Below are 7,542 nucleotides of genomic sequence, written 5' to 3' on the forward strand. Positions count from 1 at the left end.
TCACGATCTACAGCTGGAGTACTAGCTTGATCTTTAACGTCCGGCGTCGAATAGTGCGTCGAACTTGATCACTCGGTTCGGTATCCGGCGTACACGGAAGCGGCCTTCGTCTGAACATGTGCTCCGACCAAGGAACACACACGTCCAGCACGAAGGCCGTGAGGATGAGTCTGCAGTATCGCGATGCAAGACGAGAGGCATTGACGCAACTGTCATGCTTCCGGGGCGAGTTCTACTCCTGTCTCACCGCTCGTTCGGACGCGTTGTTCGAGCTGGCCGATGCCGTTTTGTGCGGTGACGGGCCGGTGAGATCCCTGGTCGAGTTATCGCTGGTGGGCGAACACCGCCGCGGCCATGGCGGGCTTTACGCGGCCGTGGCCCGCGGCCGGGTGGATGCGGCCCGGCTGCGGCGGGCACTTGCCACGGTGCCACTGCCGCGGGCCGGCGACGGCCGACTGGTCCTGGCCGTCGACGTCACCTGCTGGCTGCGACCCGACGCGCACACCTCACCGGACCGGATCCTGTGTCACACCTACGGCCGGGGCAAAGACCAGCACATCCCGGTCCCCGGCTGGCCCTACTCGATCATCTGCGCGCTCGAGCCCGGCCGCAGCTCGTGGACCGCACCACTGGACGCGCTCCGCCTGGCGCCGGGTGACGACACCGCCACCGTCACCGCTCGCCAGCTGCGCGATCTGCTCGAGCGACTGATCACAGCAGGACAGTGGCAGACGGGCGACCCGGACATCCTCATCATCGCGGACGCCGGATACGACGCACCCCGCCTCGCGTTCCTGCTGGGGGACCTGCCGGTGCAGGTGCTGGCCCGGATGCGCTCGGACCGAGTCCTGCGCAGGGCCGCCCCGCCCAGGCAACTTCACACCTTGGGGCGCCCGCCACGGCACGGAGGAGAGTTCGTCTTCGGGCAGCCCGACACCTGGGGCACCCCGGACACCGAAACCGTCACCGACACACGCCTCTACGGCACTGCCACCGCCCGCTCCTGGGACCGGCTCCACCCCAGGCTGACCCACCGCTCGTCCTGGGCCGCGGCGGACGGCACCCTGCCCATCGTGGAGGGGACGCTGATTCGCCTGGACATCGACCACCTGCCCAGCGGAGCAACCCCCAAGCCGGTCTGGCTGTGGTGGCCCGGCACCAACGCTTGCGCCGCCGACGTCGACCGCCTCTGGCAGGCATACCTGCGGCGCTTCGATATCGAGCACACATTCCGCCTGTTCAAACAGACCCTCGGCTGGACCACCCCGAAGATCCGCACCCCCGAGGCGGCCGACCGATGGACCTGGCTGATCCTCGGCGCCTACACCCAACTCCGTCTCGCCCGCCCGCTCGCAGCCGACCTGCGTCGCCCCTGGGAGAAACCAAGCCCACCGGACAGACTCACTCCCGCCCGAGTCCGCCGCGACTTTAGGCACATCCGCCCGAAGACCGCCTGCCCGGCCCAAGCACCGAAACCCTCCCGCCCCGGCCCCGGACGGCCACCAGGTCGAAAGAACACCCGGCCCACCCAACGCCACGACGTGCACACACCACGCAAAACGCAGCCGGCGACACGGCAAACGAAGAGGTCAACTACCCCGAAGCCCCGCCGCACAGGTTAAAGATCAAGCTAGTCGCCTTCCCCAGCTGGGAGACCATGCATGTCCTGTCCTCGGTTCCCGGTTGGGCTGCCGCTGCGTTCTCCTCAGGGGCGACGGCGCTGGCGGTTCTCGGATTCGCGTGCACCTCACGGCTGTTGGTGCGAGGTCACACCTGGGCCGCGTTCATGCAGTGGGTCTGGCCGCACGTCGGCATGTTCTTCCTCCTGCTGTACGGGTGGGACGGGACCGGGCTCAGGCGGTTCTTTGCGGCCGACCGCGGCCGGTTCGACAGCTCATGGCCCGAGCCGCTCGCGGACACCATGTCCTCCTGGTTCACCTCGCCGGTGGCAGCCACCCTGTTGAGCATGGGAGCTGTGGTGATCCCGGTGCAGATCTGGCTCCTGGCCCGATGCCGTACCCGCACGCTCGAAGTCGCGCCTCCCCGCGCCGGGGGGCGCTTCGCGGGCTGGCTGGCGGCCGTGGTCTTCGGGCCCTGTTTCGCCGTCGCCGCACTCGCCTCCGGTGCGGCCCACGTCGGTGCCCCGTGCTGGCCGCCTGCGTCCTGCTGTGCCTCGGGCTGGCCGTGCGGCCACCGGCCGACCTGGTGCGATGGGCCACCTCATGGATTCGGCCGCCCTACCCCGTGGAACCCGCCGCGACGTCGTCCTCCTCGCGGCACCAACCGCCTGCCGGCCACGGGGGCGCGGTGGTACCGGGGGCCCGTCAGACCGCTGACGCCGAGGGCGGCGCCCTGCCCACCGAGCAGGTGAGGAGGGTGAGGTGACGGCACATCAGGGACTCACCGTGCTGCTCACCGGGGCCAGCGGCGCGCTCGGCGGCCCGATCCTGCGGGCACTGACCGCAGCCGGGCACCGCGTCCTCGCGCTGGTGCACCGCACGCCGACGCCGGACGCGGCGGAGAGTGTGCGCGGGGACGTCAGCCGCCCCCTGTTCGGCCTGTCGGCCGACGAGTACCGCCGGCTGGCCCGGCAGGTGGACGTCGTGGTGCACGGCGCCGCCGCCACCGACTTCCGGCCCGATCCGCAGCGGACTGTGGACGTGAACGTGAACGGCACCCGGCACGTCCTCTCGTTCGCCGCCCATGCCGAGGCCCGCCTGGTCCACCTCTCCAGCGCGTTCGTCGCCCGGGCCGAGGTCGTGCGGCGCAACGCCGACGCCTATGCCGGGACCGGCACGGCACCGATCAGTGCCTATCTGGAGAGCAAGCAGCAGGCGGAAGCGCACGTGCTGGGAGCAGGGGTGCCGCACACCGTTCTGCGCCCGTCGCTGGTCATCGGGGACTCGCAAACCGGTCGGGTGGACCGTGTGCAGGGGTTGCTCGCCTCCCTGGTCGCCGCCGTCGCCGGCTGGCTGAAGTGGCTGCCCGGTTCCGCGGACAGCAGGGTGGATGTGGTCCCCAGCGATCTCGTCGCCCGCACGGTGGCGGCAGCCGTGTCCGACGACCGGGTGGGCGGCGAGCACTGGGTGACCGCAGGACCCCACGCACCCACGTCGTCGGGCTCTCTCCCCTATGCAGGGATCAGGGCCCTCTGGGAAGGGCGTGATCTCGTTGCTGTACATCTCTGTCCACATTCCGCGCTCGGCGAGCGGGTGGTGAACGACAGGGACTCGTCGGCAGAGGTTGCGCAGGTCAACAGTCCCCCTGCGCTTGGGATGGGGCGATTGCGTCATCCCGAGTCGCAAGGGGCCTATCGCCGGGCGGCATGCGCTCGTTTACCGCGATCGCCGGTTGGGTCGCCGATGTGCCCGCGGCGCTGCTGGACACGCCCCAACCTCGACGTGAAAGAGACATCTATGATTCAGCCCAGCAGGTCGCGGATCTCCCGGGCGAGGTCGATGGAGGCGTCGATCTCGAGTTTGCGGTTGGTGAGGCTCTCGACGTTGATCCCGAACGGCAGGCCGAGGCGGCGGCAGTACGCGATCAGGGCCCGGGCGTTGAGAAGGCACTGCTCGTACGAGGCGGTGAGGGGGTCACCGTGGGTGATCTCGGCCCGGAGCCATCGCGGGACGTCGATGCCGAGCCAGGCCATGAACTCCAGGGTCTTCACCGACCCGCACGGAGCCAGGGTCAGCACCACCGGCTTCGGGTCCAGGCCCCGGTCGCGGCAGCCGTGGGTGTAGTCGGAGAGCAGGTTGCGGGTTTGGTCCAGGTCATAGCAGACCTGGGAGACGAAGAACTCGCAGCCAGAGTCCTGCTTGCGCAGCATGCGTGCGTGCTCCGTCCCCGAGGTGGCGTGCCGTTCGGCGATGACCACGCCGCCCATCCGCGGCGGGAGGGAGAGTCCAGCATGCCTGCGGTAGGCCTCGGAAAGGCTCGTCCGGACCACTTGGTGCCGGGAGGCCGCGCCGACCAGAACGGTTAGCACCCGGTCGCGGTCGGCCTTCGACCACCAGTTGTCCAGCTGGTCGCCGGTGTACTTGCCCACGGCGCGGTAGACGATCACCGGGCCAGCCCAGTCGGCGAGGTGGTCGTCGAGGAAGTGGGCCGGATCCATCATCGGCATGAACGGGAACGGGCGCGGGGCCTCGGTCCGGTCGGCCTCGGCGTCCACGTCGTAGAGGATGAGCCCGTCGACCTGCACCGACCGGAGCCGGGTCAGGGCTGCGGCGGCAACTGCGTCAGCCTGGTCGGGGGTGGTGGTCTGCCGTGGTGGGGTCAGGCCGTAGAGCAGGGCGCCGTCACGGGTGCGGTCCATGAGCCCGGCGGCCGTTGCGGTCTTGGCGGAATCCATCCGTCAATCATGTCAGCCCCTCACGGCGGATCCGCACCTGGCCTTCGGGCGCGAGCTCAGTCCGCCTGGCGGCGCCGGTAGGCGCGGGTCTTGTGCCGGTTGCCGCATACCTCCATCGAGCACCAGCGTCCGGCCCCGCTGCGGGAGGTGTCGCGCGAGGCCCAGCGGCAGTCCGGGTAGGCGCACAGCTTCAAACGCTAGCCGTCGGCCACGGCTGTCGCCACGGTGGTGAGGATGGCGTCGAGGCTGGTGTCGGCGTACGACCTCGGCTCCCCAGTTGTGTACGGATGAACGTCCCCAGCTACGGTTCAGGGGTAGCAGAGCGATGGGGGATTGGGTTGGAGCTGTGGGACCGGGAGATCGCGCCGTACGGAGAGGAGCTGGAGGCGCTTGACAGCAGCACGCGCGCTGACCTCGTGCTGGACGTGGTGGCATCGACGATTCCGCTCTTCGAGCCGCCGTTTGACGACTTCTTCCCGGAAGCGCACTCCGAGCTGGTCAAGTCCGTTCTGGCCCTGCATGCACAAGCTCCAGCGAGCTGGTGGGATGACGCGGCCTTCGCACGAGACTTTCTGGCTCGCTACGACCTTCTGCCAGATGTCCCCACCAGGACAGCGGTCGGTCCCTTCTTGATTGCGCTGGTTCGACTCTTCGAAGCACCCGGCGGCTGCCTGTCGGCCGATGACGCGCTGGAGTGCCTATCCAGCTGTTATGAGGCAGTCCTGATATCCCAGTTGACCGGGCGAGTCACAGTGGAGGACGAGAAGCAAGACCCAAAGTGCCAGCAGGCCATCGCGTGCCAGGCAGACTTGGTCCTACGCGCGCTCGGATGAAGCCGTCGATATGGACCGTGTTTCTCGCGGGATCGCCGGCCCGGATCAGGCGACGTCGTTCTCTCGCTCGATGGCCATGAGGCGGTTCTTCAGCCGGTAGCTGGGGCCGTTGATGGAGATGACGTCGCAGTGGTGGAGTAGGCGGTCGAGGATGGCGGTGGCAAGGACCTCGTCACCGAAGACCTGTCCCCACTCACTGAAGGTCTTGTTCGAGGTCAGGATGATCGAGCCCTTCTCGTAGCGCTTGGAGATGACCTGGAAGACCAGGTTCGCTTCAGCGCGTTCGAGGGGCTGGTAGCCCACCTCGTCGACCACGAGGACGCCGGGCCGCAGATAGGTGCCGAGTTTGTTGAGGAGCCGCCCGGCGGCCTCGGCGGCTTTGAGGTTGCGGACCATGTCGTCGAGGCTGGTGAAGTAGATCGAGTAGCCGGCCCGGCAGGCAGCGACTGCGAGGGCGACGGCGATGTGCGTCTTGCCGACCCCAGGCGGCCCGAGCAGGGCGGCGTTGGCCTTGGCCTCGACGAAAGACAGGGTCGCGAGGTCTTTGACTTTGCGCGGGTCGAGGTCGGGCTGAAAGGAAAAGTCGTACTCGTCGAGCGTCTTGTGGTGCGGGAGCCGGGAGAGGCGCAGGCCCTGGCGGAAGCGGCGGTCGTCGCGGACGGCGAGTTCCTCGGAGAGCACGAGGTCGATGAAGTCGAGGTATCCCATCTTTCCTTCGTCGGCCCGCCGGATGTACTCGTTGAGGGTTTCGGTCAGGTGGGGCAGGCCGAGCTTGCCGGCCGTGCTGCGGATGCGGGTGCTGACCAGCTCGCTCAAGACGTTTCCCTCGTGCTCGGGTGGGTGGTGAAGGGGCGGGTGCCGGTCAGCTCGTCATAGACCGACAGCGGTCGGCGGCCGACCTCGATCCGGGTGACGGCTGATCGGCTCAGCAGCGTCTCCAGTGGCCCTGTCTGGCGGTCCGAGGGCTGTTTGTGCCGGGCCTCGGCCGGGACGTCGCCGGTCGTGGTTCGCCGGCTCTTGCCGGTCGGCAGGCCGTCCCAGTGCGTTTCGTCCACGACCCGGACTCCGCGGCCGACCGCCCGTGGGTGCATGGCCAGCAGGGTCTCTCCTCTGCTGTCGGGGGCTGTGGAATGCAGCATGACCTGTGACTTCGTGGCCCGGATCTCGACCAGCTGACGAGGCCGGATCTTTCGGGCGGGCACCGAGTAGAGGTTGCCGCCGAAGGCGACCAGGCAGTCCTTGCCGACCGGCCGCAGATGTCGCTCGGCCACCAGATAGGGGGTCGGCGGCAGCGGCTTGAGGGCCGCGTGGTCGCGGGCTGCCCGCTCGCCGATGATCTGCTGGTGAGTCCTGTGGGCCTGGGCCCGTCGCTGCGGAACCCAGGTGGTGAAAGCGGCGTCCATCTCCTCGATGGAGGAGAAGGCCCGGCCGGACAAGACGTGGTCGCGGACGATGAGAACCTGCCGCTCGACGCGCCCCTTGCCTGTGGGCCGATAAGCGGCGAGGACGTCGATGTCGAAGTCGTAGTGGCCGGCGAAGCCGACCGCTTCCGGATGCAGCGGGACCGCCTCGCCTGGGGCGACGTGACGACGGACGACGGTTTTGGTGCGGTCGTAGACGATCGCCATCGGCACCCCGCCGAAGTGGGCGAAGGCCCGGCGGTGGCAGTCGAAGAAGGTCTGCAAATCCTGGCTGGTGGTGAAGCAGCAGAACGGATCGCGCGAATACGACAGCGTCATGTGGAAGGAGTAGACCTTCTCGATGCCCATGTGGGCGAGGATCCTGCCCTCATCGCCCCAGTCCGCCTGCGCCTGGGCCCCGGGAACCACCTCGAAGCGGCGGTGCATGCCCGCCAGTTCCTGCGGCGTGATGCCGAGTTCCTCGGCGATCCGGGGACGGGCGTCCTGGACGTAGAGCTTCACGCGCTGGTAGTTCCCGGTGAACCCGTACTCCGCGGTCAGCCGTTCGTGGATCACGGCGGCCTTCATCAGGATCTCCGCCCGCAACATCGAGTCGACCAGCGGCGCGAACTCGTCGATCACCCTCGCCCGGGACCGACCGGTCGGCGACCGCCGCGGAGGGCTCGCCGGCCCCGGCGCCGAAAGGTACTTGCGGACCGTCTTCCGGTCCAGGCCCGTCTCCCGGGCGATCTCCGACAGACTCATCGCCCCGGACTCCAGCAGACCACGGAAACGCCGTAGTTCCAGCCAGCGATGCGGGTCCAAGACCACCGTCGACCACCCTCCGCCGTCTCAATCGGTCCACAAGCAGAGTGCCGAGCAGCAGAGCTCATCGCATCAAGAACTGTCCCCTTTCATCCGTACGCGGGTGGGGACGTTCACGTGTACGCCGACA

The 7,542-nt window shown here is 68.5% G+C and carries 7 protein-coding genes and 1 pseudogene; 3 read left to right on the forward strand and 5 right to left on the reverse strand.

Translation table 11 applies throughout. From position 1 onward, the window contains the following. Nucleotides 1-164 precede the first annotated feature (164 nt). Nucleotides 165-1,622 carry an NF041680 family putative transposase gene (locus tag J7E88_RS00005; RefSeq protein ID WP_215175911.1) on the forward strand — a complete coding sequence of 486 codons (1,458 nt, stop codon included), beginning with the start codon at nt 165-167 and terminating at the stop codon, nt 1,620-1,622. A gap of 145 nt (nt 1,623-1,767) precedes the next feature. On the opposite strand, the gene J7E88_RS00010 is transcribed toward J7E88_RS00005, so the two are convergent. After that, nucleotides 1,768-1,968 carry a hypothetical protein gene (locus J7E88_RS00010; RefSeq protein ID WP_215175913.1) on the reverse strand — a complete coding sequence of 67 codons (201 nt, stop codon included), beginning with the start codon at nt 1,966-1,968 and terminating at the stop codon, nt 1,768-1,770. A 437-nt stretch (nt 1,969-2,405) separates the two neighbouring features. On the opposite strand from J7E88_RS00010, the pseudogene J7E88_RS37225 reads away from it, so the two are divergent. After that, a pseudogene (locus tag J7E88_RS37225) lies at nt 2,406-3,002 on the forward strand (SDR family oxidoreductase); the annotation flags it as partial. 419 nt (nt 3,003-3,421) lie between these two features. Here J7E88_RS37225 and J7E88_RS00020 read toward each other — a convergent pair. Together J7E88_RS00020 and J7E88_RS00025 are read right to left on the reverse strand one after the other, a co-directional pair. Continuing rightward, on the reverse strand, nt 3,422-4,354 hold the full coding sequence (locus J7E88_RS00020; protein ID WP_215175916.1) for a methylenetetrahydrofolate reductase: 933 nt from the start codon (nt 4,352-4,354) through the stop codon (nt 3,422-3,424). A 56-nt stretch (nt 4,355-4,410) separates the two neighbouring features. Further along, entirely contained in the window at nt 4,411-4,548 is a 138-nt protein-coding gene (locus J7E88_RS00025; protein ID WP_215175918.1) for a CGNR zinc finger domain-containing protein, read from the reverse strand. A gap of 144 nt (nt 4,549-4,692) precedes the next feature. Here J7E88_RS00025 and J7E88_RS00030 point away from each other — a divergent pair, with 144 nt between their 5' ends. Further along, entirely contained in the window at nt 4,693-5,187 is a 495-nt protein-coding gene (locus J7E88_RS00030) for a hypothetical protein (protein ID WP_215175919.1), read from the forward strand. 45 nt (nt 5,188-5,232) lie between these two features. On the opposite strand, the gene istB is transcribed toward J7E88_RS00030, so the two are convergent. Together istB and istA are read right to left on the reverse strand one after the other, a co-directional pair. Continuing rightward, entirely contained in the window at nt 5,233-6,003 is a 771-nt protein-coding gene (gene istB, locus J7E88_RS00035; RefSeq protein ID WP_215175920.1) for an IS21-like element helper ATPase IstB, read from the reverse strand. After that, nucleotides 6,000-7,418, reverse strand: a complete 1,419-nt coding sequence (istA, locus tag J7E88_RS00040; RefSeq protein ID WP_215175921.1) for an IS21 family transposase — start codon at nt 7,416-7,418, stop codon at nt 6,000-6,002. Before istA ends, istB begins: the two co-directional genes overlap by 4 nt. Nucleotides 7,419-7,542: the final 124 nt, after the last annotated feature.

The sequence above is a fragment of the Streptomyces sp. ISL-10 genome, from assembly GCF_018614575.1.
GTDB lineage: Bacteria > Actinomycetota > Actinomycetes > Streptomycetales > Streptomycetaceae > Streptomyces.